Here is a 24,940-nt window from a genome sequence, read left to right on the forward strand (position 1 = left end):
CGCCGGTGGATCACTTGTCGATGTCACCGACGACGAAGAACAGCGAGCCCAGGATCGCCACCATGTCGGCGACGAGCGTCCCCGGCAGGAGCACCGCCAGGGCCTGGATGTTGTTGTACGACGCCGAGCGCAGCTTCAGCCGGTAAGGGGTCTTCTCGCCCTTGGAGACCAGGTAGTAGCCGTTGATGCCGAGAGGGTTCTCGGTCCATGCGTAGGTGTGGCCCTCGGGCGCCTTCAGTACCTTCGGCAGCCGCTGGTTGATCGGTCCCGGCGGGAGGTCCGCGATCCGCTCCAGGCAGGCATCCGCCAGCTCCAGCGCGTTGTGCGTCTGCTCGAGCAGCACCTCGAAGCGGGCCAGGCAGTCGCCCTCCGCCCGTGTGACGACCTTGAGTGTGTCCTGCAGTTCCCCGTACGCCAGATAGGGCTCGTCGCGCCGCAGGTCGAAGTCGACACCGGACGCGCGGGCGATGGGGCCGCTGACTCCGTACGCGTGCACGGCCTCCGCCGGCAGCGCGCCCACGCCGCGCGTACGGCCGCGGAAGATCTCGTTGCCGAGGACCAGCCGGTCGTACACGTCCATCCGGGAACGGAGCTCCGCCACCGCCTGCCGGGCCCGGCCGAGCCAGCCGGCCGGGAGGTCCTCCTTGAGGCCGCCGACCCGGTTGAACATGTAGTGCATCCGGCCGCCGGAGACCTCCTCCATGACGTGCTGGAGGTCTTCACGTTCCCGGAAGGCGTAGAAGATCGGGGTGATTCCGCCCAGTTCGAGGGGGTACGAGCCGAGGAACATCAGGTGGTTCAGGACCCGGTTGAGCTCGGCGAGGAGTGTACGGGTCCAGACCGCGCGCTCGGGGACCTCCATGCCGAGCATGCGCTCGACGGCGATGACGACGCCGAGCTCGTTGGAGAACGCGGAGAGCCAGTCGTGGCGGTTGGCCAGCATGATGATCTGGCGGTAGTCGCGCGCCTCGAAGAGCTTCTCCGCGCCGCGGTGCATATAGCCGATGACGGGCTCGGCGTGCTGGATGCGCTCGCCGTCGAGTACGAGACGGAGCCGGAGGACGCCGTGGGTGGAGGGATGCTGGGGGCCGATGTTGAGCACCATGTCGGTGCTTTCCGCCGCGCCGCCGATGCCGACCGTGGTCTCCGTCATGGGTGACAGTATCCCTCTGTCGGGGCTCCGCCCCGAACCCTCCCCCTACGTCCTGCGGGCGTGGGGGGACCCCCGGTCCTCAATCGCCTGGCGGGGTTGATCGCGGGCCCACCCGCTGGCGCAGCCAGCCGAAGTCGCCGAGGCCGGCCCTCGCCGTCAGTTCGGCCGCCTCGCCCGCCGAGGCCAGCGCGCGCACGTATGCCGTCGGGTCGGCCGACGCCAGCGACAACGGGGGCCGCGCGGCCGAGATGCCCAGGTCGGCGAGGGCCTCGCGTTGGCTGGTCAGGGTCGCGCCCGGGAAGGCGCACGCGTCCAGGGCCACGTGCGCCGTGATGTCGCAGCTGCCGTCCGGGACGGGCGGCACCTCCCGGCCGGCCCGGAAGCCGGTCAGCGTTCCGAAGGGCGGCCGGGCGTCCCGTACATGCGCATAGTCGACCGCGACCGCGAGCCCCGCCCGGAGCGTGCCGACCGCCGACGCCCATGCCTCGTCGCGCGGGCGGCCGATCTCCGCGCGCATGCCCGGTTCGGTCAGTGGCCACCAGCGGGCCAGCCACTGCGCGTCCGGTCCGGTGACGGGGGAGCCGAGGCGTTCCGTGCCGTCCGGGCGGACGAGGACGTAGCGCGCCACCCCGTCCTGATCCACTTCGGCGACGTCCACGGGGACGTTGTCCAGCCACTCGTTGGCGAAGAGGAGTCCGCTCACCCCGGCGGGCGGCTCGGCGCACCACTCGATGCGCGGGTCCAGGCCGGTGGGCCGGGGGGCCTGTTCGACGGCGTACGCCTGGACCGGGAAGCCGGCGGGGAGCGCGGCCAGCACGCCCGTGAGGAGTTCGCCGCGCCCCGCGCCGATATCGACGAAAGCCACGTCGTCCAGCTCGTCCGCCGTCGCCATCAGCAGTCGCGCGACGGCCCCGGCGAACAGGGGCGAGGCGTGCACCGACGTACGGAAGTGGCCGGCCGGGCCCTCGGGCCGCAGATAGAAGCCGTCGGGTCCGTACAGCGCAGCCTGAGTCGCTTCCCGCCAACCCCGCCACCGACACGTCTCAGCCGCCACGTCATCCATCACGGGCACAAGTCTCCACCTTGCGGAGTACGCCTCCGCCGCCCGGATCGCTCCTCCGGTTGACCCCTGCACCTATCTGCCTTCCCTACTCTGGGTTACGTGCAGCGCCTCTATGACTTCATCCGCAGACACCCGATGGGCGTCGACACCTTCTGGGCTGTCATGCTCTTCGGGTTCTCCATGCTGTGGGTGATCCAGGTGCCGGTCGGGGTCCAGGCCCACTGGTCGGCCGCGTTCATCGTTCTCCTGCTGTGCGTGGTGGTGGCGCTGCGCCGCCGTATGCCGGAGAAGATGCTGGTCCTCGCCGCCGCGCTGGGCGTTGCCCAGCTGGTGGCGGACGTCGACGTCAACCCGGCCGACTTCGCGATGCTGGTGATCATCTACACCGTGGCCGCCCACGACGGACCCCGCTGGGCGTCCCGTCTCGCGCTCGCCGGCGGGCTCTCCGCGGCCACGCTCTCGCAGATCCGCTGGCCGGCGGAGAACACCGGCCTCGGCGGCAAGATCTTCTTCACGATCGTCATGAGCGTGCCCTTCGCGCTCGCCTGGGTGCTCGGCGACTCGATACGCACCCGGCGCGCGTACTTCGACCAGCTCGAGGAACGCGCGACCCGGCTGGAGAAGGAGCGCGAGGCGCAGGCGAAGGTCGCCGTCGCGGCCGAGCGCGCCCGGATCGCCCGCGAGCTGCACGACGTCGTCGCGCACAACGTCTCGGTGATGGTGGTGCAGGCAGACGGCGCCGCGTACGTCCTGGACGCCGCACCCGACCAGGCCAAGCAGGCGCTGGAGACCATCTCGACCACCGGCCGCCAGGCGCTCGCGGAGATGCGCCGACTGCTCGGCGTACTGCGCACCGGCGATGGCCCGGAGAGCGGCGAGTACGTCCCGCAGCCCGATGTGCAGCAGATCGAGGACCTGGTCGAGCAGGTGCGCCGCGCCGGTCTGACCGTGGACTTCAAGATCGAGGGAACGCCGCGGCCGCTGCCGAGCGGCGTCGAGCTCACCGCGTACCGCATCGTCCAGGAGGCGCTGACCAACACCCGCAAGCACGGCGGCCCGGACGTCGGCGCCAGCGTGCGTCTCGTCTACTTCGACGACGGCCTCGGTCTGCTGGTGGAGGACGACGGCCGTGGCTCGGCGCACGAGCTGTACGAGGACGGGGGCGCCGACGGCCAGGGCCACGGGCTCATCGGCATGCGCGAACGCGTCGGTATGGTCGGCGGCACGCTGGACGCGGGGCCACGGCCCGGCGGCGGCTTCCGGATCAGTGCACTGCTTCCCCTCAAGCCCGCCCACTAGAGCCCGCCCACTAGAGACCGAGGACACAACTGACATGTCCATCCGTGTGATGCTCGTCGACGATCAGGTGCTGCTGCGCACCGGGTTCCGGATGGTGCTCGCCGCCCAGCCGGACATGGAGGTCGTCGCCGAGGCGGGCGACGGCGCCGAAGCGATCGAGAACCTCCGTTCCACGGCCGTGGACGTGGTGCTGATGGACGTACGCATGCCGAGGCTGGACGGCGTCGAGGCGACCCGTCGGATCTGTGCCGAGCCGGACGCGCCGAAGGTGCTGATCCTGACCACCTTCGACCTGGACGAATACGCCTTCTCCGGGCTGAAGGCGGGCGCCAGCGGCTTCATGCTCAAGGACGTGCCGCCCGGCGAACTGCTCGGCGCGATCCGCTCGGTGCACAGCGGCGACGCGGTGGTCGCGCCGTCCACGACGCGGCGACTGCTCGACCGCTTCTCGCCGATGCTGCCCAGCAGCACCAGCGAGCCCCAGCACAAGGAGCTGGAGAGGCTCACCGACCGGGAGCGCGAGGTGATGCTGCTCGTCGCCCAGGGCCTGTCGAACGGCGAGATCGCGGCCCGTCTGGTGCTGTCGGAAGCCACGGTCAAGACGCATGTGGGCCGCATCCTGACCAAGCTGAATCTGCGGGACCGGGTGCAGGTGGTGGTGCTGGCGTACGAGACGGGTCTGGTGCGGGCGGGCGGCGGGGCGGCCTGACGCATGCTGCTCTGGATCAACGGCCCCTTCGGGGGCGGCAAGACCCAGACCGCGTACGAACTGCGGCGGCGTCTGCCCGGCCGCGTCGTCTGCGATCCCGAGCATGTCGGCTTCGGGCTGCACCGGATGCTTCCGCGTGAACTGCGCTCGGACTTCCAGGATCTGGCCGCCTGGCGGCAGGGCGTGTACGAGGTGCTGGATCTGACGCTGCGGGGGTACGAGGGCGTGGTGATCGCGCCCATGACGGTGGTCGAACCGGCGTACTTCGAGGAGACGGTGGGCCGGCTGCGGGCGGCCGGGCACGAGGTGCACCACTTCGCGCTGCTCGCGGAGCGCGAGACGGTGCTGCGGCGGCTGACGGAGCGGGGTCTCGGCCGCGGGCTCAAGCGCGAGAGCTTCGCGGTGCGGCAGCTGGACCTGTGTCTGGAGCGGCTGAACCGGCCGCTGTTCGCCGAGCACATCCGTACCGACCGGGTCGGCGTGCCGCAGGTGGCCGACAACATCGCGGCTTCGGCGGGGCTGAGTCTTGAGCCGAACATGGACGGGCCGCTGCGGCACCGGCTGCGCAAGGCTTGGACGGGCCTCAAGCACATCCGCATCGGCTGACCGGCGTCGACCGGCTCAGTCGTCTCAGTCCTGTCCGTCCTGACGCAGGACGAGGTCCAGCAGGCCGGGGAAGCGCGCGTCGAACTCCGGGCGCCGCAGCCGGTTCACGCGCTTCGGTCCCATGTCGCGCTGCTCGACGAGCCCGGCGGCGCGCAGCACCGAGAAGTGATGGCTGATCGCCGCTTTCCGTACGGGCACGTCGAAGGATCCGCAGGTGCGCGTCCACTCCTCGGAGGCGGCGAGTTCGCGGACGAGCTGGATGCGTACGGGATCGGCCAGGGCGTCGAGCGCGTACAGCAGCGGGACATCGGCGGGGTGGGTGTGCTCGGGTGCGGGCCGGTGACTGCTCATGGCTCTCTCGTGTCCTCCTCGTGCGCCTTGCGGAGTGTTCGACGGTGGTCATACACTCCGAGTGTTCGCTTCCCATTGAACACTCTGGGCGAGGAGTTCGCTATGCGCGCGATTCAGGTGACGGAGTTCGGCGGTCCCGAGGTGCTGCGGCCGGCCGAGGCGGAGGTGCCGGAGCCCGGTCCGGGCGAGGTCGCGGTCGATGTCGCGTACGCCGGTGTGAACTTCGCGGAGATCAAGGCCAGGAGTACCGGCTACCTGGTCCCAAGTCTTCCCTTCCGGCCGGGACTTGAGGTCTCGGGCCGGGTGCGGGCGCTCGGTGAGGGCGTCACGGATCTGACCGTCGGCCAGGAGGTCGCCGCCTTCATCGCGCACGGCGGCTATGCGGAGGTTGCCATCGCGCCCGCTGCCCAGGTCTTCCCGGTACCGGCCGGTCTTTCGCTGCGTACGGCGGCCACGCTGCCGACCGTGCTGCCCACCGCGCATGCGCTGGTGCATGAGGTGGGGCGGCTGCGGGCGGGCGGAAGTGTGCTGGTGCAGGGCGCGGCGGGCGGAGTCGGCACGGTGGTGGGCCAGTTGGCCAAGCGCGTCGGCGACGGTGCCGTCTACGGCGTCGTCTCGTCCACCGCCAAGGCGGAGTTCGCGCTGAAGCACGGCTACGACCAGGTCTTCGTCGGCGACGACTGGCAGTCGCGGCTGGCCGCAGCGACCGACGGGCGCGGCGTCGACCTGCTGCTCGACCCGCTCGGTGGCGAGCAGCTGAGCCGCGCTCTGGACTCGCTGGCGCCGTTCGGCCGGGTGGTGAACTTCGGCAATGCGAGCGACGAGGCTCCCTGGCAGTTCGGCGCGGCCGAACTCGCGCCCGGTGCACGGTCGGTGGCGTTCTTCTCGATCCTGCACCTGGCCGTGACGGAGCCGAAGGCGCTGCGGGAGCTGTCGGAGCGGGCGTTCCGGCTGGTCGCGGACGGGGATGTGGAGCTGCCGGTCACCGCCGAACTGCCGCTTGCCGAGGCGGCGGAGGCGCACCGGCTGGTCGAGAGCCGCGCGACGACGGGCAAGCTGCTGCTCCGTGTCACCGTGGATTAGCCGTGGATTGGCCGTGGTTGGTCATGGATTGGCCGTGGATTGGCCGTGGATTGGCTCTGGATCAGCGGAGCACGGTCTCCAGGAAGTCGCTGCCCAGCCGTGCGACAGCGGCCACGTCCAGCTGGTGCAGTCCGTACCGGCCGCGCCGCCGGGTCGAGACGAGCCCTGCCTTCTTCAGCACGGCGAGATGGCGGGAGACCTCGGGCGCGGTGATGTTGTAAGCGTCCGCCAGCTCGCTCGTCGTGTACGGCGAGCGGGCGAGGTTGCGGCACAGCTGCATCCGCATCGGGTGGGCAAGCGCCTCCATCCGGAGCTTCAGCAGCTCGACGGGGGCGGGGCCGGGCAGTGACGGTGAGCCGACCGGATAGTGGATCACCGGCCGCCAGCCGGGCGCGTGCAGCACCATCAGATGCGGCCAGCCGAAGCTGGACGGCATGAGGGAGAGCCCGGCGCCGACGGCGGGGTCGACGGCGGTCGTGTGCCCGTCCGCAAGCTTGTCGGCGCTGATACGGGCATGGTCCTCGTCCACCGCGAGCGCGGGCGAGACGGCGTGCAGAGCGTCGGCGAGACCCTTGCGGCGCAGCAGATCGGTCTTGTGGCGGGCGTCGGCGGCGAGCTGGGTGGCGACGCGACGCCAGGTGTCGGCGAAGAAGGCCTGGTCGCAGTCCTCGAAGAGCCGGCGCACCCAAGCGCGTACGGAAGCCGGGTCGTCCAGCAGCCGCCGGGTGAAGTCGAGCTGCTTGGGGCCGCGGGTGGCGGCGAGTTCGAGGGCGCGCTCGCGGCGGACAGGGTCGGTCAGGACGGAGGGGCCGGCGACTCCGTACGTACCGGCGCAGGTGAACTCCAGGGCGGCGGAGACGAACCGCTCCTCGTCCAGCCGGTCGAGCATGTCCAAGTCTTCGGCGAGGGTCGTGCCGGCGCGGGCGTCGGGGCTGTTGAGACCCGCGAACGGCATGAAGACGTCCGAGAAGGTGGTCCGCCACAGGAAGTCGGCCTCGTGCAGCCGGTCGGCGAGATCGGGCTTGAGCCCGGCGGCGGTGGCGGTGGCCCAGCCGTGCAGCCCGGGATGGTGCGCGGGCTCGGCGAGCGCGTGCAGCGCCACGCCCAGCTCGGGGAGTGGGGAAATCTCGAAGACGATCCGCTCCGGGGCCAGGCCCGCGATGTCGATGCTCACGCTCACGGCTCCATGGTGCGGGGTGCGCGGGGCGGGGGCGACGTCATTTGACGGGGCTCGTCAATCGACGGGACGAGCGCGGGTGGGTGGGCGCAGCGTGAGGTCATGAACGCGATGCATCAGTACATGCTGGACAGTTACCGCGCATCCCGGCATGGCACCAAGGCCCCGCCCCAGCCGGGCCTCCACGACTGGCAGGCCATGCGCGAACTCACCACCCACGCGGCTCCTCGCCGCGCTCGCCACCCCGGAGGCCGCGTCCGCGCCGTGCTGTCGCGCCTGCTCCACTCCGGCTGAGGGCGCGGCGGGCCGTCCGGGGCACGGGTGCTTTTTCCCCTACCCGCCCCTTCCCGAACCGGGGCGCCGCCCCGGACCCCTTCTTTCGGGGGCTCTGCCCCCGTACCCCCGCGCCTCAATCGGCGGCGGGGCTGATTTTGGGCCTCACGGCGGCGAGGCTGATTTTGGGGCTCCGTCCCAAGCCCGGCGCCTCAACCGCCGGCGGGGCTGATTCGCGGGTCCGGGGGCTTGCCCACGGTGCGGGAAGGGGCGCCCCCGGGCCGTGCCTTCGGCGACGGCCCGATCGTCGCCCACCGCACACTCAAACCCGCCCACAGCCTGTGGACAAGCGCAAGAGGGCCACCCGCGCTGGCGTAGCATGACGAGAAATCGTCCGGTACCCCCCGCGGACTGGAACGGAAGGCCCCGCCGCGTGAATGCCACAGCACCACAGGAACCGCTCGACCCGCGGGACCGCCCCGCCAGGCTGCGCGTCGGCGTTGTCGGAGCCGGCCGCGTCGGTCCCGCCCTCGCGGCATCGCTGCAGCTCGCGGGACACCGGCCGGTCGCGGTCTCCGGCGTCTCCGACGCATCCGTGCGACGAGCGGCCGCATTGCTCCCCGACGTACCGATCGTGCCTCCCGCCGAAGTCCTCGCCCGTGCCGAGCTCGTGCTGCTGACCGTCCCTGACGACGCACTGCCCGCGCTGGTCGACGGCCTCGTCGAGACCGGCGCCGTACGCCCCGGGCAGCTGCTCGTGCACACCTCCGGGCGGTACGGCGCCAGGGTGCTGGACCCCGCCACGCGGGCCGGCGCGCTCCCCCTCGCACTGCACCCGGCCATGACCTTCACCGGGACGAGCGTCGACGTGCAGCGTCTGGCCGGCTGCTCGTTCGGTGTGACCGCCCCCGACGAGCTGCGGCTCGCCGCGGAGGCGCTCGTCATCGAGATGGGCGGCGAGCCCGAGTGGATCGAGGAGGAGGCCCGCCCGCTCTACCACGCGGCCCTCGCCCTCGGCGCGAACCATCTGGTCACGCTGGTCGCCCAGTCGATGGAGCTGTTGCGTACGGCGGGGGTCGCCGCCCCCGACCGGATGCTCGGCCCGCTCCTCGGCGCCGCCCTCGACAACGCCCTGCGCTCCGGCGACGCGGCCCTGACCGGACCCGTCGCCCGCGGTGACGCCGGCACCGTCGCGGCCCATGTCGCCGAGCTGCGCAAGCACGCCCCCGGCACCGTCGCCGGCTATCTGGCGATGGCCCGCACCACCGCCGACCGGGCCCTCGCGCACGGCCTGCTCAAGCCGGAGCTGGCGGAGGATCTGCTGGGCGTTCTCGCCGAGGGGGACCAGCGATGAGCAGGCGCACCGTCGAGCTCGTACCGACCAGGGACGATCTGCGGTACGCCATCGACCACCACGGCGCCGCCGGCCGCACCGCCGTCGTCATGACCATGGGCGCGCTGCACGAGGGCCACGCCACGCTGATCCGTGCCGCGCGCGAGCACGTCGGCAGCGAGGGCTTCGTCATCGTCACGGTGTTCGTCAACCCGCTCCAGTTCGGCGCGGGCGAGGACCTCGACCGTTATCCCCGTACGCTCGACGCCGACCTCAAGACGGCCGAAGAGGCGGGCGCGGACGTCGTGTTCGCCCCTTCGGTCGAGGTGGTCTACCCGGGCGGCGAGCCGCAGGTCAGGATCGCCGCGGGCCCCATGGGCGAGCGCCTCGAAGGAGAGAGCCGCCCCGGCCACTTCGACGGCGTGCTCACCGTCGTCGCCAAGCTCCTGCATCTCACCCGCCCCGACATCGCCCTGTTCGGCCAGAAGGACGCGCAGCAGCTCGCCCTGATCCGCCGGATGGCCGCCGATCTGAACTTCCCGGTCGAGATTGTCGGCGTACCGACCGTGCGGGAGCCGGACGGCCTCGCGCTCTCCAGCCGCAACCGCTATCTCTCGGCCGACGAGCGGCGCACCGCCCTCGCGCTGTCCGGAGCGCTGTTCGCCGCCCGCGACCGGCTCGCGGCCCAGCAGGCGCTGCGCGCGCGTGCCGAGTCGCTGCCCGCCTCGCAGTCCCGGGCAGCCGCGCTCTCCAAGCTGGGCGAGGCCCGGGCCGCCGCCGATGCGCACGCGGTGGCGCAGGCGGGACCCGGCGGCGCGGACGCCGTACGGGCCGCGGCCCGTGTCGTCCTCGACGAGGCGGCCAAGGCAACCCCGCCGCTCGTACTCGACTATCTGGCCCTCGTCGATCCGGCCGACTTCACCGAGGTCCCAGACGACCACACCGGCGAGGCGATCATCGCCGTCGCGGCCCGGGTGGGCACCACACGGCTGATCGACAACATCCCCCTGACCTTCGGAGCACCTAAGTGACAGGAATACGGCTGCACGCCCCGGCCCCCGGCTGGTTCATCGACGCCGAGGTCGTCGTGGTCGGCTCCGGGGTCGCCGGCCTGACCGCCGCGCTGCGCTGCGCCGCGGCAGGGCTGAGCACGGTCGTGGTCACCAAGGCCCGTCTGGACGACGGCTCCACGCGCTGGGCGCAGGGCGGCATCGCCGCGGCGCTCGGCGACGGCGACACGCCCGAGCAGCATCTGGACGACACCCTGGTCGCGGGCGCCGGCCTGTGTGACGAGGAGGCGGTACGCACCCTGGTCACCGAGGGCCCCGGCGCCGTACGCCGACTGATCGCGACCGGCGCGCACTTCGACACCGACCCGGGCTCCGGGGAGATAGAGCTGACGCGCGAGGGCGGCCACCACCGCCGCCGTATCGCGCACGCGGGCGGCGACGCGACGGGTGCCGAGATCTCCCGCGCGCTGGTCGAGGCGGTGCGCGAAGCGGGCATCCGTACGATCGAGAACGCTCTGGTCCTGGACCTGTTGACGGACGCCGAAGGCCGTACAGCAGGCATCACCCTGCATGTCATGGGCGAGGGCCAGCACGACGGCGTCGGCGCGGTCCACAGCCCCATCGTCGTCCTGGCCACCGGCGGCATGGGCCAGGTCTTCTCCGCCACCACCAACCCCGCGGTCTCCACGGGCGACGGCGTCGCGCTCGCGCTGCGCGCCGGTGCGGAGGTCTCCGACCTCGAATTCGTCCAGTTCCACCCGACCGTGCTCTTCCTCGGCACGGACTCCGAGGGCCAGCAGCCGCTGGTCTCCGAGGCGGTACGGGGAGAGGGCGCCCATCTCGTCGACGCGTCCGGCACCCGCTTCATGCTCGGACAGCACGAACTGGCCGAGCTCGCGCCCCGCGACATCGTCGCCAAGGGCATCATGCGCCGGATGCAGGAACAGGGCACGGCCCATATGTACCTGGACGCCCGCCACTTCGGCGCCGAGATGTGGGAGCAGCGCTTCCCGACGATCCTGGCCGCCTGCCGCGCCCACGGCATCGACCCGGTCACCGAGCCCATCCCGGTCGCCCCGGCCGCCCACTACGCCTCCGGCGGTGTCCGCACGGACCTGCACGGCCGCACCACGGTCCCGGGCCTGTACGCCTGCGGCGAAGTGGCGTGTACGGGAGTGCACGGCGCGAACCGGCTGGCCTCCAACTCCCTCCTGGAGGGACTGGTCTTCGCGGAGCGCATCGCCGCCGACATCGCATCCCGGGCCCCGCTCGCGGCCGGCGCCCCCGCGGACCCGGCGAGCCCGTCCGTACTTCCGCTCATCGCCCCCGAGGCGCGGGCCGAGATCCAGCGGATCATGTCCCACGGCGCGGGCGTGCTCCGCTCGGCCGAGAGCCTGGCGGCCGCGGCCGCCGCGCTGCACTCCGTACACCGCAACGCCGTGCAGGACCAGGAGGGTTCGGGCAAGACGGCCGAGCCCGGCGTCGAGTCCTGGGAGACGTCGAACCTCCTGTGCGTGGCCCGCGTGCTGACCACCGCGGCCCTGGAGCGCGAGGAGACCCGCGGCTGCCACTGGCGCGACGACCGGCCCGAGCGGGACGACGACTGGCGCCGCCATCTCGTCGTACGTCTCGCGCCCGACGCGCCGCCCGTCTCCCGCCACCACTCCTCCAACGAGACGCTTCGCGTCACACCTCCCGCTCTCGCCGTCAGCCGCACCGAGAGCACCGCATTCGCCCCGACCGTCCCCGACGCCCCAAGGGAGCCGTAACCGTGAGCACGCCCGAAGAACGTCCGCGCCCCGTGGACGTACCGCTGATCCAGATCGGCGCCCCCGCCCCGCCCCAGGGCGGCTGCGGGGACGGCTGCGGCTGCTCCGGCGAGGGGGAGGAGTACGACGAGCTGGAATGCGGCCTGGACCCCACGCTCGCGCAGCTGCTCGCCGACGCGGGCCTCGATCCCGTACAGGTCGAGGACATCGCTCATCTCGCGATCGCCGAGGACCTCGACGGCGGCGTGGACGTGACGACGGTGGCGACCGTTCCCGAGGACGCCGTCGCCACCGGCGACTTCACGGCTCGTGAGGCCGGTACGGTCGCGGGCCTGCGGGTCGCCGAGGCGGTGCTGTCGATCGTGTGCACCGACGAGTTCGAGGTGGAGCGGCACGTCGAGGACGGCGAGCGCGTGGAAGCCGGCCAGAAGCTGCTGTCCGTCACCACCAACACCCGCGATCTGCTCACCGGCGAGCGCAGCGCGCTCAACATCCTGTGCCGCCTCTCCGGCATCGCGACCGCCACGCGCGCGTGGGCGGACGTACTCGAAGGCACCGGCGCCCGGGTCCGCGACACCCGAAAGACGACGCCGGGCCTGCGCGCCCTCGAGAAGTACGCGGTGCGCTGCGGCGGCGGCGTCAACCACCGGATGTCGCTCTCGGACGCCGCGCTCGTCAAGGACAACCACGTGGTCGCCGCGGGCGGCGTGGCGGAGGCGTTCAAGGCCGTACGGGACGCCTTCCCGGACCTTCCCATCGAGGTCGAAGTGGACACCCTGCACCAGGTCCGCGAAGTCCTGGACGCGGGCGCGGACCTGATCCTGCTCGACAACTTCACCCCGGCCGAGACCGAGGAGGCCGTCGCGATCGTCGCGCACCGCGCCGCCCTCGAGTCCTCAGGGAGGCTCACCCTGGACAACGCCCGCGCGTACGCGGAGACGGGCGTCGACTACCTCGCGGTGGGCGCGCTGACGCACTCGTCCCGGATCCTCGACATCGGCCTCGACCTGCGTGAGGCAGGCGCCTGATGCTGCTCACGATCGACGTCGGCAACACCCAGACGGTCCTCGGCCTGTTCGACGGTGAGGACGTCGTCGAGCACTGGCGCATCTCCACGGACGCCCGGCGCACCGCCGACGAACTGGCCGTTCTGCTGCAGGGTCTGATGGGCATGCACCCGCTGCTCGGCGACGACCTGGGCGACGGTATTGAGGGCATCGCCATCTGCTCCACCGTTCCCTCGGTCCTGCACGAGCTGCGCGAGGTGACCCGCCGCTACTACGGCGACGTCCCGTCCGTCCTCGTCGAGCCCGGCATCAAGACCGGCGTGCCGATCCTGATGGACAACCCCAAGGAGGTCGGCGCGGACCGCATCATCAACGCGGTCGCCGCGGTCGATCTGTACGGCGGCCCGGCGATCGTCGTCGACTTCGGCACGGCGACGACCTTCGACGCGGTCAGCGCGCGCGGCGAGTACGCGGGTGGCGTGATCGCCCCGGGCATCGAGATCTCCGTCGAGGCACTCGGCGTCAAGGGCGCCCAGCTCCGCAAGATCGAACTGGCCCGCCCGCGCAGCGTGATCGGCAAGAACACGGTCGAGGCGATGCAGGCGGGCATCGTGTACGGCTTCGCCGGCCAGGTCGACGGCGTGGTCCAGCGCATGAAGCGCGAACTCGCGGAGGACCCGGACGACGTCACGGTGATCGCGACGGGCGGCCTGGCGCCGATGGTGCTGGGAGAAGCCTCGGAAATCGACGAACACGAGCCGTGGCTGACGCTGATCGGGCTGCGGTTGGTGTACGAGCGGAACGTCTCCCGCATGTGACGGTCACCCTGGTCCGTGGCCGGCGTGGGCCAGGGGCGTTGGTGGTTGCTGTCCGGTGGTGGGTTTCGCGGGCGAACCCCCGGAGCCCGCGCCGCACGGCACAGGTGCGCCCCCACCCACGGACAGCTCGCCGCGCCCGGGGGCGGCCAATTAACCCGATTTTGTCCAAGTCGGACGTATCGTCGGCTCATGCCCACGCCATACGGATCCCGCGGCGGCATGGCCTTCAGCGCAGACGAGCTGCGTGTGCTCCGACGCGCTCTCGCCAGCGCCCTCCATCCCGCCCCTCTCGCCGACTCGGACGTCCAGGACTGTCTGCGACTGGCCGGTTCCCTGGACGAGGCAGTACGCGAGGCCGGCCGGCTGCGTACGTTCCTTCTCGCCGACCTCGTCCGCTACCGCGATGCGCTCCCCGGTTCCGCCACCGGCTATCTGGAGCTCCTCCAGGACGCCCTGGCCGCCGGCTACGACCCTCGCCCGGAAGACCTGTCCGCGCTGCGCACCCTGCGCGGCAACCCGGTCGGCGCCGCCGTACTGCACCGCTGCCAGGCGATCGCCGAGCAGTCGCTGCGCGCCCGGCTGGCCGGCCGCGCAAGGGGGCCCGGCGCCACCGCGCCCGGTCCCCGCACCCGCCTCCTCGCGCTCCCCGGCGGCCGCGCGTCCGACGGCCCGAAGCCGCAGCCCAAGCCCCAGCAGAAGCCCCGGCAGGAGCCGCAGGAGAAACCGGAGCCCAAGGGGCCCACGCCCCCCGACCGCCCGATGCCGAAGCCGTCCGAGGTCTTCCCGCCCCGCCGCAAGCCCGTGCCCCCACCGGAACAGCGCGCCGCCGGATAGCTACCCTGGGGCCATGGACTACGTATCCGCGCTCCTGCCCCCCGTGGTGATGGCCGCCTTCTTCACCGTCCTGGTCGTGACGATCGTCAAGAGCCAGGGTGGCCCGAACAAGGCCAAGGAGGACGCGTTCGTGGACGCCGCGATCGCCCGCGCGGACTCCACCCGCCAGACCGGCCGGGACGACTGACACCTCACGGCGCACCGCGCGCTCGCGCTTCAAGGACGTACGGCAGATTTCCGAGGCCGTACGTCCTTTTTGTTACGTCAATAACCGGCCATTCCCGGCATCTCGCACTATGGTGGCGCTGTGCCCCGCCAATTGGGAGAGCTCGAAGACGCCGTCATGACACGCGTCTGGCAATGGAACCGGCCGGTCACCGTCCGGGAAGTTCTGGAAGACCTTCAGCAGGAGCGGTCCATCGCCTACACCACCGTCATGACCGTAATGGACAATCTCCATCAGAAGGGCTGGGTACGCAGGGAAGTCGACGGCCGCGCCTATCGATATACGGCGGTCTCCACCCGCGCCGCGTACTCCGCCGCACTGATGAACGAAGCCTGGTCCAAGAGTGACAACCCCGCCGCCGCACTAGTCGCCTTCTTCGGCATGATGTCGTCCGAGCAGCGTGAAGCCCTGCAAGCCGCCGTCCGCATCGTTCAGGGCGACGAGGCCGCCGAGGGCGGTACGCAGGCCGGGCGATAGCGTCGGGCCATGCCTTATGCCGCAGCAAATGCCATCACCGTCCGGCGAGCCAGGACCGGCGATGTGCCCTCGGTCCGCCGACTCGTGGACCCGTACGTGAGTGAAGGCATCCTGCTCGACAAAGCGACGGTCACCCTTTACGAAGCCATCCAGGAGTTCTGGGTCGCGGAACGCGACGACGATGCCCGCGTGGTCGGCTGCGGCGCTCTGCATGTCATGTGGGAAGACCTCGCCGAAGTCCGCACTCTTGCCGTCGATCCGGTCTTCAAGGGCACCGGCATCGGACATCAGGTGCTGGACAAGCTGCTGGACACGGCTCGCTGGCTCGGTGTGCGCCGGGTTTTCTGCCTCACCTTCGAAGTGGACTTCTTCGGCAAGCACGGCTTCGTGGAGATCGGTGAGACACCGGTCGACGGAGATGTCTACAGCGAGCTGCTGCGTTCCTATGACGAGGGTGTCGCCGAGTTCCTCGGGCTCGAACGAGTGAAGCCGAACACCTTGGGCAACAGTCGGATGCTTCTGCACCTGTGATCACCACAAGAACCGGAACCCTATGTCCGAATCGCGCACGTTTCCCGCGTTCTCGAGGTTCTGAACCTCTCCCAAGGGTTTGTGTTTTCCAAGGAAAAGCGGTTTCCTTTCCGCGTACTGCATTTTCGATGAAAGGAAATCCGGTGGCACAGAAGGTTCAGGTCCTTCTTGTCGATGACCTCGTCGGCGGCGAGGCGGACGAGACGGTGACGTTCGCTCTGGATGGCAAGACGTACGAGATCGACCTCACCGCCGCCAACGCGGACAAGCTCCGTCAGTCGCTCGCGGAGTTCGTGAAGGCCGGCCGTCGCACGGGCGGTCGTAGCTCGACCAGCCGTGGCAAGGGCCGTGCGGCCGCGGGTGGCAACAAGGACACCGCCGAAATCCGCGCCTGGGCCAAGGCGAACGGCTTCGAGGTCAACGACCGCGGCCGCGTCCCGGCCCATGTCCGTGAGGCTTACGAGAAGGCCAACGGCTGAGTATTCGCACGCGGCGTATTCGTACGCAGCAATCGGGCCCGGTGGCACTCGGTGGCCACGGTGTCCACGAGTCGTACGAGATCGGGGCTGATGCCCCCATCGGTTCCGGCACTGCGCCCGAAAGGGTTCAGGGTCGGCAGAGTCGGCTCCACCTCGCGCCCCGGCACGGGGGGTCGCAGCCATACGGCGGCCCCCCGCGAGCCGAACCATCCGGGTGGCGGCGGAGCCGTCATCAGCCCGCCAGCGCCGATGGTGGTCAGACCGAGGGCGATCCCGCCCCACTGCAGCCAGTCGAGCAGCCCAGGCAGCTCGTCGGCGCTCCCAGCGGCCACCAGGAGCCGCATTCTGTGCCCCATGAGGGCTACCGGCCCGGCGGTCCCTGCCGAGTCCGTACGGCGCAGCACGGCCGCTCCGGCGTCCGCCGGCAGCTCCAGCACATCGAAGCGCAGCCCGGTCGGCAACCGCACCGGGGAACCGCCCGCGGTGGCCCAGCCGAGCTCGTACTCGTACCACTGCGCAATGCCGCCGTCCGAGGGCGTGCGGGGGTGCGGGACGGTGAGAGCCATACCCTGGGAACTACGGAAGAGCCCCCAGAGTTACGCAGCGTGTGTGACTGATTGCACACAGTGTCCGAGTTGAGAGCGTACGGGGGCATTCGAGGGCGCAAGGTTGTTCGCCCGTAGCTGAGGGAACCGGTGCGTGCCGCATGGAGTGTCAGTGCTAACGGGTAAGACATTCCTAGTGGCAAGGGGCGACACGCCTGCCTGGCCGTCTCACGTTCGCCATCGGCGTAGCGGTGGTGAGGGTATCTGCCTGGCCTGCGGGAACATCGTCTCGCACCATCGGGTTGGAGCAGTTGTCGGCGTTCAGCGGTCAGGAGGCCACAGACGGGTGTCGGCAGTTGGAATGAGCGGTCCCCGCTTGCGGGACTAAGCTGCGGAAGGACAGGGAGGGGACCGACCCCTTTACTGCCTGACCGCTCTGAGGAGCGATTAACGATGTTCGAGAGGTTCACCGACCGCGCGCGGCGGGTTGTCGTCCTGGCTCAGGAAGAAGCCCGGATGCTCAACCACAACTACATCGGCACCGAGCACATCCTCCTGGGCCTTATCCACGAGGGTGAGGGTGTCGCCGCTAAGGCCCTGGAGAGCCTCGGGATTTCGCTCGAGGCGGTCCGCCAGCAGGTGGAGGAGATCATCGGCCAGGGCCAGCAGGCCCCGTCCGGGCACATCCCCTTCACCCCTCGTGCCAAGAAGGTCCTGGAGCTGTCGCTCCGCGAGGCCCTTCAGCTGGGCCACAACTACATCGGCACCGAGCACATCCTGCTCGGCCTGATCCGCGAGGGCGAGGGCGTCGCCGCCCAGGTTCTCGTGAAGCTCGGCGCCGATCTCAACCGGGTGCGGCAGCAGGTCATCCAGCTGCTCTCCGGTTACCAGGGCAAGGAAGCCGCCACGGCAGGCGGCCCGGCCGAGGGCACGCCCTCGACGTCGCTCGTCCTGGACCAGTTCGGCCGGAATCTCACCCAGGCCGCTCGTGAGTCCAAGCTCGACCCGGTCATCGGGCGCGAGAAGGAGATCGAGCGGGTCATGCAGGTGCTGTCCCGCCGTACCAAGAACAACCCGGTCCTCATCGGCGAGCCCGGCGTCGGCAAGACGGCGGTCGTCGAGGGCCTGGCGCAGGCCATCGTCAAGGGCGAGGTGCCCGAGACCCTCAAGGACAAGCACCTCTACACCCTGGACCTCGGCGCGCTGGTCGCGGGCTCCCGCTACCGCGGTGACTTCGAGGAGCGCCTGAAGAAGGTCCTCAAGGAGATCCGCACCCGCGGCGACATCATCCTGTTCATCGACGAGCTCCACACCCTGGTGGGTGCGGGCGCCGCCGAGGGAGCGATCGACGCGGCTTCGATCCTGAAGCCGATGCTCGCGCGCGGTGAGCTGCAGACCATCGGCGCCACCACGCTCGACGAGTACCGCAAGCACCTGGAGAAGGACGCGGCCCTGGAGCGCCGCTTCCAGCCCATCCAGGTCGCGGAGCCGTCGCTGCCGCACACCATCGAGATCCTCAAGGGCCTCCGGGACCGTTACGAGGCCCACCACCGCGTCTCCATCACGGACGAGGCGCTGGTCCAGGCCGCGACGCTGGCCGACAGGTACATCTCGGACCGCTTCCTGCCGGACAAGGCGATCGACCTGATCGACGAGGCCGGCTCCCGGATGCGCATCCGCCGGATGACCGCGCCGCCGGACCTCCGCGAGTTCGACGAGAAGATCGCGGGCGTCCGACGCGACAAGGAGTCGGCGATCGACTCCCAGGACTTCGAGAAGGCGGCCTCTCTCCGCGACAAGGAAAAGCAGCTGCTCGCCGCGAAGGCCAAGCGCGAGAAGGAATGGAAGGCCGGCGACATGGACGTCGTCGCCGAGGTCGACGGCGAGCTGATCGCCGAAGTCCTCGCCACGGCGACGGGCATTCCGGTCTTCAAGCTGACCGAGGAGGAGTCCTCGCGTCTGCTGCGCATGGAGGACGAGCTCCACAAGCGCGTCATCGGTCAGAAGGACGCCATCAAGGCCCTTTCCCAGGCGATCCGGCGTACCCGCGCCGGCCTGAAGGACCCGAAGCGCCCCGGTGGCTCGTTCATCTTCGCCGGCCCGTCCGGTGTCGGTAAGACCGAGCTCTCCAAGACGCTCGCCGAATTCCTCTTCGGCGACGAGGACGCGCTGATCTCCCTCGACATGTCGGAGTTCAGCGAGAAGCACACGGTTTCCCGTCTCTTCGGTTCCCCGCCCGGATACGTGGGTTACGAAGAGGGCGGCCAGCTCACCGAGAAGGTGCGCCGGAAGCCGTTCTCCGTCGTCCTCTTCGACGAGGTCGAGAAGGCCCACCCCGATATCTTCAATTCCCTTCTGCAGATCCTGGAGGACGGTCGCCTGACCGACTCCCAGGGCCGCGTCGTGGACTTCAAGAACACGGTCATCATCATGACGACCAACCTCGGGACCCGGGACATCTCGAAGGGCTTCAACCTGGGCTTCGCGGCGCAGGGCGACGTCAAGTCGAACTACGACCGGATGAAGGTCAAGGTCAACGAAGAGCTCAAGCAGCACTTCCGGCCCGAGTTCCTCAACCGTGTCGACGACACGGTGGTCTTCCACCAGCTGACCGAGGAAGACATCATCCAGATCGTCGACCTCATGATCGCCAAGGTGGACGAGCGCCTGAAGGACCGCGACATGGGCCTGGAGCTCAGCCCCACGGCCAAGTCGCTGCTCGCGAAGAAGGGCTACGACCCGGTTCTGGGCGCCCGGCCGCTGCGCCGGACGATCCAGCGCGAGATCGAGGACATCCTGTCGGAGAAGATCCTCTTCGGCGAGCTGCGCCCCGGTCACATCGTGGTCGTGGACACCGAGGGCGAGGGTGAGGAGAAGAAGTTCACCTTCCGCGGCGAGGAGAAGTCGGCGCTGCCGGACGTGCCTCCGATCGAGCAGGCGGCCGGCGGAGCCGGGCCGAACCTGTCGAAGGACGCGTAAGCGTTCTGAGTGTCTGAAGGGGCTGCCCCGGAAACCAGTGATGGTTCCGGGGCAGCCCCTTTTCGCCGTTGTCAGCGGTAGCCGATGATCTGTCGCTTGGGGAGGCCGGAGACGTTGAGCTTCAGCCCTGCCACGGCCCGCAGTGGCGTCAGATTCAGCTCTTCCTCCTCCATCGAGGGGTACGAGATGAAGACGGAGCGCAGCCGGGAAATCCGGGCCATGGCGCCCACGTCGACGGCGGAAACCCGCACGGCATCCAGGTCGACCACCTCCAGCGCGTCGAGCTCGGGGAGAAAGGTGAGGCTCTCCACGGTGGGGCAGCGCCTGATGGCCACCTGCTTGAGCCGTGCACCGCAGCAGCGCAGGAAGGCAAGGTCGGTGAGGAGCTTGTTGTCCGCGATACCGATGGTCTCGATGCTGTGGCCGTCGAGGTGGGCCTCGAGTTCGGCGGCGCTGATGTCACCCGTGATGTCGAGGTGACGAGCGTGTGACAACACGGGGAGCTGTGCCAGCTGTTCGCGGTTGGTGATGAACAGGGGTACGGCAGTCAGGTCGAGGCGAGTGAGGACTTCGCGTACTCGCCGGCCGGATAGTTGGCCCAGTTGCCCGCCAGTGAGGAGGCGAAGTGGCTGGAGCCGTCGGCCTTTTCCGCGAAGCGCCGGGCGTAGGGGATGGCGTCGGCGCCGCCGATCTCGTTGATCAGATCGACCACCAACGTCTCGTGCGACATGGGCCTGGGTGCGGGGCTCGGCAGCAGCGGCAGCACATAGGGACCCAGCCGGGCCAGCAGGTGCAGCTCCAGGTTGTTGCGGGGCTCGACGACTGACCTGATACCCCTCCGTACGCGGTCAAGGGTGTCCGAGTCCAGCCAGGCCGCGTGTTGCGCGCACAGCGCGGCCAGTACGTACAGCTCGGTGTGCGGCCTGCCGTCCAGCACCCCCAGTGAGGAACCGGCGTTCATCAACCCATGGACCAGCACGGTCAGTTCCCGGCGGGAACAATGGCCTGCCGCCAGCAACAGGACATCCTGCCATTGCTGTTCATGGGCGTGCTTCAGCGCCTCCTGGATGTGGTCGCCCCTCGACGAACTCCTTGGCCGCCAGGAAGTCCTGGAAGGTCCGGTGGGCGAACTGGAAGTCGTCGTCGCCGCGTTCCTGGAGGAGACCACTGCGGTTGAGCAGATGGTTCAGTGCATCCTCGGGGGTGCCCTGCTCCCGTACCCGTGGCATCCCCGGCAGGGCGCGCTTCAGTTGGTGCAGGGCCTGTTCCCGGGTGAATTCTGCCTGGCCGCCCCGCACCAGCCATACCGCGATGCGCTGGAGCAGCTGCAGATGCTCCTCCACGGTCATCGAGATGCCTTCGGGCGCGTCGATCTTGCGGCGCTTGTCGCGGTTGCCGAGGAGCATCTGGAGCGCGGACTGGTAGAGCGCCCACCTGGTCTCCGGCAGGAACCCCTGGCGCAGCCGGTGCAGCGCGCAGATGACCGCGCAGAGCAGCGGTGTACGGGCGAGATCGCTGAGTGTGCGGTTCTGCGCGAACTGCTGGGCCAGGTCCCGTTCCAGGTCGTCCAGGTTCTCGCCGTCGTCGCCGTCCAGGCGGGCTGCCCGGTGCCACGCGGCGACGAAGGCATGGATGTCCGCGCCCGTCATGGGCAGCAGGCTGAGCTCCTCGAAACCCTCCGACTTCAGCCAGTCCGGCTCGACCGCGAGCGGCCGTACGGTCACCACGCACCGGGTGCCGGGGAAGCGGGCGAGCAGCCCGGACAGCCACTCGTGGGCCTCTTCCCGGTCGTGTTTCGGCATCTCGTCAAGACCGTCCAGCAGCAGCAGGGCGCGACCGGCCTTGAGGACCCGCCCCGCCCAGCCTTCGGGCGGATCATCAGCCGTCAGCTGGGCCACCGAGTGGAGCTGGGAAGGGGTGGGGAAGGTGCCGCCGCGGGCGCGCAGGGTACGCAGGGGGACGACGAACGGCACCAGGCCGTTCAGCTGATCGAGCCGCGGACCGAGCGTCCCCGCCGAGGCGTGCGCGGCAAGCCACCACATGAGTGTTGTCTTGCCGGCGCCCGCCTCGCCGCGCAGCAGGACGCGCGGGCGGCCGGCCAGCAGGTCGTCGATCCTCTTCGGTACGGAGGCCACGGCACCGCCCGCTTCGGGGAGTTCGGGCGCTACGGGGACGTGGGGCAGGGGACCGGGGCTGTCGTGACTCCCGCCCTGCCGAGGCCTGGCCTCCAGGCTCACATAGGCCGTGTCGAGGTCCCACTCGGAGTCCCGTTTGCTCAGCTCGTCGAGGCCGAAGATCCTCGTTCTGCGGTAGGCGGCGCCCACGGCCTCCGCGTACTCCCGCTCGAAGCGGAGGTCGTTGATCGCCGGGCTGCTGAGCTCCGTCAGGCGCGGCGGCGAGTGACCGGTGGACGCACCGTACGCCTCAAGGAATCCTTGGTTCATCGCGAGTGTCTGCAGGGGAAGGCACTCGACTCGCTGGTGGCCACGGCCGCGAGGGACCTTCTGGACGATGCCGAGAAGCCCCTCGTCGGCGAAGACCGGCGAACCGGAGAGCCCAGCGAGCGGCGAGGTACCGTCAGCGGGCTCGCTCGCGGGAGGCCGGTCGAACTCGAACACCATCATGCGCCGGATGAGCCCGGCCATGGGGAGGATCGTCCCGGTGTACTGATCGAGGTCCAGCCTGTGGCCACCGCCGTACCGCTGGACGCGGGGGAAGCCGATGATCTCGCAATCCGCTACTGGCCGATCGGTGGCCAGGGTGCTCATGCGGGGCAGCAGCGCGGGTGCTTCCGGCTTTTGCGTGATGTGCAGCAACGCCGCATCGAGGCCATGGTCGGACCAGAGAAGCTGGCAGACCCGTTCGCCGGAGCTGCCGGGGACGGCCACCCGAATCGTGTCGGCGGCGCCGACGACATGCGCGCACGTGAGCACAGTGCTACGACCGATCAGTACGCCGCTGCCCTGGTGTTCGGCCAGGACCGCGACGATGCAACCGGACGCCCAAAAAGCCGAGCGGGCCATCAGTCAGCGGGTCCGGCGCCGAAGTCTTCGGTGCTGCCGAGGTCTTCGTTGCCCACCTTCCAGGGCTCGCCCGTCGTCGCTGTCCGCGGCTTGAGGGCGAAGGCGATCTTGTGAGTGTGGCCCGTTGTACGGCCGGCGTCCGCGCCCGCCTCCACCACCCAGGCCTTGACCTTCGTGCCGCCCTTGATCTCCTTGCGGAGCTCGATCGTGAACTCCATCTGGATGTCGCCCACTTCGAAGACCACCGGCTGCCCGGTGGCGCGGGTGGCGGCGTCGAGTAACTGGTCCCGTACCGACTGGATGGCGTCGGCGAGCTCAATGTCCGTCATGGCCCGGACCGTACCTTCCGTACGGTCCGGGGCATGTCGTTTCAGCAGAACTTCGGCTTCTGCCAGGAGCATTCGAGGTCGGACGGAAGCTCATGGGCGCGCGTCGTCTTCGGCGGTACGGCGGTGATCGCTCCCTCACTCGTCTTCGAGGAGGCCAGCGTGACCACGATCGCGTCCTCGATGCTCTTCACCGAGGAGGCGAGGTAGTTGTTGAGGACGACGCTGTAGACGAGCTCCCGGCCGCCCGCATCCCTCACGTAACCGGAGAGCGCCGAAGCGCCCGTCAAGGAGCCCGTCTTGCCGCGGGCGTTGAGTGCGGCAGGCGTCGCGCACATACGGGAGCGGAGCGTGCCGCCGATGGCGCGGTCCGGGTTGCAGGCCACCGGGAGGGACGCGTACCAGTCGGCGTACCAGGGGGCGTCCCGTACCGAAAGGAGCAGGGTGGCGAGCTGCTGGGCCGGGAAGAGGTTCATCCGGGTCAGGCCCGAGCCGTCGAGCTGGCGGATCGTGGAGGTCTGCACGCCCTCCTGTTTCAGATAGCCGCTGATCGCCGTCAGGCCCGCGTCCCAGGTGCCGCGGCCGGCCTTCTCGTAACCGATCGTCTTGGTGAGCGCCTCGGCGTGCATGTTGTTGGACAGCTTCATGAACGGGAGGACCAACTCCCGCAGCGGCATGGAGCTGTGCGAGGCGAGGAGCTTCGCGTCGGGCGGGGTGGGGCGGCCGAGGCGGGGGTGGCCGGTGATGCGTATGCCGTGCTGGGCGAGGGCGTCGGAGAAGACCGCGGCGGCGTAGCCGGTGGGTTCCCAGACGGTCACCCACTCCTTGGTGGCGCTCGCGCCGACCGGGATGTTTCCGCTGATGGTGATCGTGTTGGTGCCGTGCTGCCGCTCGACGGAGAGGGTGTCGGGCAGGCCCTTGGCGACCGTGGTGCCGCGGTTGTCGATGCGTACGTAGTCGGTGGGCGGAGTGAGCTTCACCTGCGGTTTGTCGCCGGGCGCGGCGCCGGGGAGCGCCTCGACGATGACCGTGCCGGAGTCGTAGTCGGTGTCGGGCGCGACGGTCAGCGGTGAGATCTGCGCCGAGTAGTACGAGGACTCGTCGTCCGCGGCCCAGGAGCGGCCGAGGCGCTGGGTGTCGAAGCGGGTGTCGTCGGCGACGAGGCGGCCGGTGACGCGCTTGACGCCCGAGGCGGCGAGATCGGTGGCCAGCTGGTCGTAGTCCTTGGCGAGGGTGGTCGGGTCGCCGCTGCCGCGCAGATACAGGTCGCCGCGGAGGGTGGAGCCATGCCGGCGGCCGTCGGTCAGGACGTCGGTGCGGAAGCGGTAGTCGGGCCCGAGTAACGCCATCGCGGCGGTGGAGGTGGCGAGTTTGGTGTTGGAGGCGGGCATCAGCCGGTCGGTGCCGTCGTGCTGGTAGAGGCGCTCCCCGGTGGTGGCGTCGGCGATCACCACGCTCGCCGCCCCGCCGTCCAGCCGGGCGTCGGTGAGGATCTTGTCGATGGCGCCCTTGAGGCCGGTGTCGGAGGGTCCGGCCCCGGCGGGCGCGCTCCAGGTAAGTGTGCAGGCGAGCCCGATGGCGACGGGCCAGATCCAGCCGTGGCGCTTCACACGGCGCTTCGAGCGAATCACGGGTCTACTCATGGCACAGGAGCATCCCGGACGAGGGTGCGTGCGGGAAGAACGCGTCGGCGGCTGTGCGGCGCCTCGGCGGTGGCGGGTGGTGGCGGGTGCCTTCAGCCGACCGCGGAGGCCCGCAGTGGAGCCTGGGAGAAGCGCTGCGGGCAGGTGGTTGCCGCTTGAATCAGGTGACAAGGCGCACAGGACAATTCGGACCTACTACCCGGAATAGTCGCAGCGACCCGCCCCG

Annotated in this window: 26 protein-coding genes; 16 read left to right on the forward strand and 10 right to left on the reverse strand. The window is 70.2% G+C overall.

Annotated elements, in window-relative coordinates; all coding sequences use genetic code 11:
• Positions 1–10: 10 nt before the first annotated feature.
• Positions 11–1,153: an NADH-quinone oxidoreductase subunit D gene (locus ACQEVG_RS21830; protein WP_432986531.1), complete on the reverse strand. Its 1,143-nt coding sequence runs from the start codon at positions 1,151–1,153 to the stop codon at positions 11–13.
• Positions 1,154–1,232: 79 nt separating this feature from the next.
• Positions 1,233–2,216: an SAM-dependent methyltransferase gene (locus ACQEVG_RS21835; protein ID WP_432992789.1), complete on the reverse strand. Its 984-nt coding sequence runs from the start codon at positions 2,214–2,216 to the stop codon at positions 1,233–1,235.
• Positions 2,217–2,315: 99 nt separating this feature from the next.
• On the opposite strand from ACQEVG_RS21835, the gene ACQEVG_RS21840 reads away from it, so the two are divergent.
• Genes ACQEVG_RS21840 through ACQEVG_RS21850 form a run of 3 tightly spaced genes read left to right on the forward strand, consistent with a single transcriptional unit; the run spans position 2,316 to position 4,830 of the window.
• Positions 2,316–3,515, forward strand: coding sequence for a sensor histidine kinase (locus ACQEVG_RS21840; RefSeq protein WP_432986533.1), 1,200 nt, complete (start codon positions 2,316–2,318; stop codon positions 3,513–3,515).
• A gap of 34 nt (positions 3,516–3,549) precedes the next feature.
• Entirely contained in the window at positions 3,550–4,224 is a 675-nt protein-coding gene (locus ACQEVG_RS21845) for a response regulator (RefSeq protein WP_432986535.1), read from the forward strand.
• Between the two features lie 3 nt (positions 4,225–4,227).
• Positions 4,228–4,830 carry an AAA family ATPase gene (locus ACQEVG_RS21850; RefSeq protein WP_432986537.1) on the forward strand — a complete coding sequence of 201 codons (603 nt, stop codon included), beginning with the start codon at positions 4,228–4,230 and terminating at the stop codon, positions 4,828–4,830.
• Positions 4,831–4,854: 24 nt separating this feature from the next.
• On the opposite strand, the gene ACQEVG_RS21855 is transcribed toward ACQEVG_RS21850, so the two are convergent.
• Positions 4,855–5,181 (reverse strand): ArsR/SmtB family transcription factor, encoded by a 327-nt coding sequence (locus ACQEVG_RS21855; RefSeq protein ID WP_432986539.1) that lies wholly within the window; start codon positions 5,179–5,181, stop codon positions 4,855–4,857.
• 102 nt (positions 5,182–5,283) lie between these two features.
• Here ACQEVG_RS21855 and ACQEVG_RS21860 point away from each other — a divergent pair, with 102 nt between their 5' ends.
• Entirely contained in the window at positions 5,284–6,264 is a 981-nt protein-coding gene (locus ACQEVG_RS21860) for a quinone oxidoreductase family protein (protein ID WP_432986541.1), read from the forward strand.
• Between the two features lie 61 nt (positions 6,265–6,325).
• Here the strand turns inward: ACQEVG_RS21860 and ACQEVG_RS21865 are convergent, their stop codons facing one another.
• On the reverse strand, positions 6,326–7,438 hold the full coding sequence (locus ACQEVG_RS21865; RefSeq protein WP_432992792.1) for a DUF5937 family protein: 1,113 nt from the start codon (positions 7,436–7,438) through the stop codon (positions 6,326–6,328).
• 105 nt (positions 7,439–7,543) lie between these two features.
• Between ACQEVG_RS21865 and ACQEVG_RS21870 the strand changes: the two genes are divergently transcribed.
• The 11 genes from ACQEVG_RS21870 to ACQEVG_RS21920 all read left to right on the forward strand — a co-directional run bounded on the left by ACQEVG_RS21870 (position 7,544) and on the right by ACQEVG_RS21920 (position 16,198).
• Positions 7,544–7,735, forward strand: a complete 192-nt coding sequence (locus ACQEVG_RS21870) for a hypothetical protein (protein WP_432986543.1) — start codon at positions 7,544–7,546, stop codon at positions 7,733–7,735.
• A 412-nt stretch (positions 7,736–8,147) separates the two neighbouring features.
• Entirely contained in the window at positions 8,148–9,068 is a 921-nt protein-coding gene (locus tag ACQEVG_RS21875; protein ID WP_432986545.1) for a Rossmann-like and DUF2520 domain-containing protein, read from the forward strand.
• Positions 9,065–10,078: a pantoate--beta-alanine ligase gene (panC, locus tag ACQEVG_RS21880; RefSeq protein WP_432986547.1), complete on the forward strand. Its 1,014-nt coding sequence runs from the start codon at positions 9,065–9,067 to the stop codon at positions 10,076–10,078. The genes ACQEVG_RS21875 and panC overlap by 4 nt, the downstream gene beginning before the upstream one ends.
• Positions 10,075–11,826: an L-aspartate oxidase gene (locus ACQEVG_RS21885; RefSeq protein WP_432986550.1), complete on the forward strand. Its 1,752-nt coding sequence runs from the start codon at positions 10,075–10,077 to the stop codon at positions 11,824–11,826. Before panC ends, ACQEVG_RS21885 begins: the two co-directional genes overlap by 4 nt.
• Before the next feature lie 2 nt (positions 11,827–11,828).
• Entirely contained in the window at positions 11,829–12,854 is a 1,026-nt protein-coding gene (gene nadC / locus ACQEVG_RS21890; protein WP_432986552.1) for a carboxylating nicotinate-nucleotide diphosphorylase, read from the forward strand.
• Entirely contained in the window at positions 12,854–13,651 is a 798-nt protein-coding gene (locus ACQEVG_RS21895) for a type III pantothenate kinase (RefSeq protein ID WP_432986554.1), read from the forward strand. The genes nadC and ACQEVG_RS21895 overlap by 1 nt, the downstream gene beginning before the upstream one ends.
• Positions 13,652–13,870: 219 nt before the next feature.
• A complete protein-coding gene (locus ACQEVG_RS21900) occupies positions 13,871–14,485 on the forward strand; it encodes a hypothetical protein (protein WP_432992795.1) in 615 nt (204 codons plus the stop codon).
• Positions 14,486–14,498: 13 nt separating this feature from the next.
• On the forward strand, positions 14,499–14,672 hold the full coding sequence (locus tag ACQEVG_RS21905; RefSeq protein ID WP_432986556.1) for a hypothetical protein: 174 nt from the start codon (positions 14,499–14,501) through the stop codon (positions 14,670–14,672).
• A 120-nt stretch (positions 14,673–14,792) separates the two neighbouring features.
• Positions 14,793–15,188, forward strand: a complete 396-nt coding sequence (locus ACQEVG_RS21910; protein ID WP_432986558.1) for a BlaI/MecI/CopY family transcriptional regulator — start codon at positions 14,793–14,795, stop codon at positions 15,186–15,188.
• 9 nt (positions 15,189–15,197) lie between these two features.
• On the forward strand, positions 15,198–15,719 hold the full coding sequence (locus ACQEVG_RS21915) for an amino-acid N-acetyltransferase (RefSeq protein ID WP_432986560.1): 522 nt from the start codon (positions 15,198–15,200) through the stop codon (positions 15,717–15,719).
• A 143-nt stretch (positions 15,720–15,862) separates the two neighbouring features.
• Positions 15,863–16,198 carry a histone-like nucleoid-structuring protein Lsr2 gene (locus tag ACQEVG_RS21920; protein WP_432986562.1) on the forward strand — a complete coding sequence of 112 codons (336 nt, stop codon included), beginning with the start codon at positions 15,863–15,865 and terminating at the stop codon, positions 16,196–16,198.
• On the opposite strand, the gene ACQEVG_RS21925 is transcribed toward ACQEVG_RS21920, so the two are convergent.
• The gene (locus ACQEVG_RS21925) at positions 16,177–16,764 is read right to left on the reverse strand and encodes an SCO3374 family protein (protein WP_432986564.1); all 588 of its coding nucleotides are present in this window, start codon (positions 16,762–16,764) and stop codon (positions 16,177–16,179) included. The two genes, ACQEVG_RS21920 and ACQEVG_RS21925, sit on opposite strands and share 22 nt — an antisense overlap.
• 432 nt (positions 16,765–17,196) lie before the next feature.
• Between ACQEVG_RS21925 and ACQEVG_RS21930 the strand changes: the two genes are divergently transcribed.
• Positions 17,197–19,722 carry an ATP-dependent Clp protease ATP-binding subunit gene (locus ACQEVG_RS21930; protein ID WP_405999308.1) on the forward strand — a complete coding sequence of 842 codons (2,526 nt, stop codon included), beginning with the start codon at positions 17,197–17,199 and terminating at the stop codon, positions 19,720–19,722.
• Positions 19,723–19,793: 71 nt separating this feature from the next.
• Here the strand turns inward: ACQEVG_RS21930 and ACQEVG_RS21935 are convergent, their stop codons facing one another.
• The 5 genes from ACQEVG_RS21935 to dacB all read right to left on the reverse strand — a co-directional run bounded on the left by ACQEVG_RS21935 (position 19,794) and on the right by dacB (position 24,714).
• Positions 19,794–20,216: a hypothetical protein gene (locus tag ACQEVG_RS21935; protein WP_432986566.1), complete on the reverse strand. Its 423-nt coding sequence runs from the start codon at positions 20,214–20,216 to the stop codon at positions 19,794–19,796.
• A 53-nt stretch (positions 20,217–20,269) separates the two neighbouring features.
• Entirely contained in the window at positions 20,270–20,683 is a 414-nt protein-coding gene (locus tag ACQEVG_RS21940; RefSeq protein WP_432986568.1) for a hypothetical protein, read from the reverse strand.
• Between the two features lie 79 nt (positions 20,684–20,762).
• Positions 20,763–22,745 carry an NACHT domain-containing protein gene (locus tag ACQEVG_RS21945; RefSeq protein WP_432986570.1) on the reverse strand — a complete coding sequence of 661 codons (1,983 nt, stop codon included), beginning with the start codon at positions 22,743–22,745 and terminating at the stop codon, positions 20,763–20,765.
• The gene (locus tag ACQEVG_RS21950; protein ID WP_432986572.1) at positions 22,745–23,074 is read right to left on the reverse strand and encodes a trypco2 family protein; all 330 of its coding nucleotides are present in this window, start codon (positions 23,072–23,074) and stop codon (positions 22,745–22,747) included. The genes ACQEVG_RS21945 and ACQEVG_RS21950 overlap by 1 nt, the downstream gene beginning before the upstream one ends.
• A gap of 41 nt (positions 23,075–23,115) precedes the next feature.
• Complete coding sequence (gene dacB / locus ACQEVG_RS21955; protein ID WP_432986574.1) at positions 23,116–24,714, reverse strand: D-alanyl-D-alanine carboxypeptidase/D-alanyl-D-alanine endopeptidase; 1,599 nt, start codon at positions 24,712–24,714, stop codon at positions 23,116–23,118.
• Between the last annotated feature and the right edge of the window lie 226 nt (positions 24,715–24,940).

Origin of the sequence: Streptomyces sp. CA-135486 (assembly GCF_050936555.1) — a bacterium.
GTDB lineage: Bacteria > Actinomycetota > Actinomycetes > Streptomycetales > Streptomycetaceae > Streptomyces.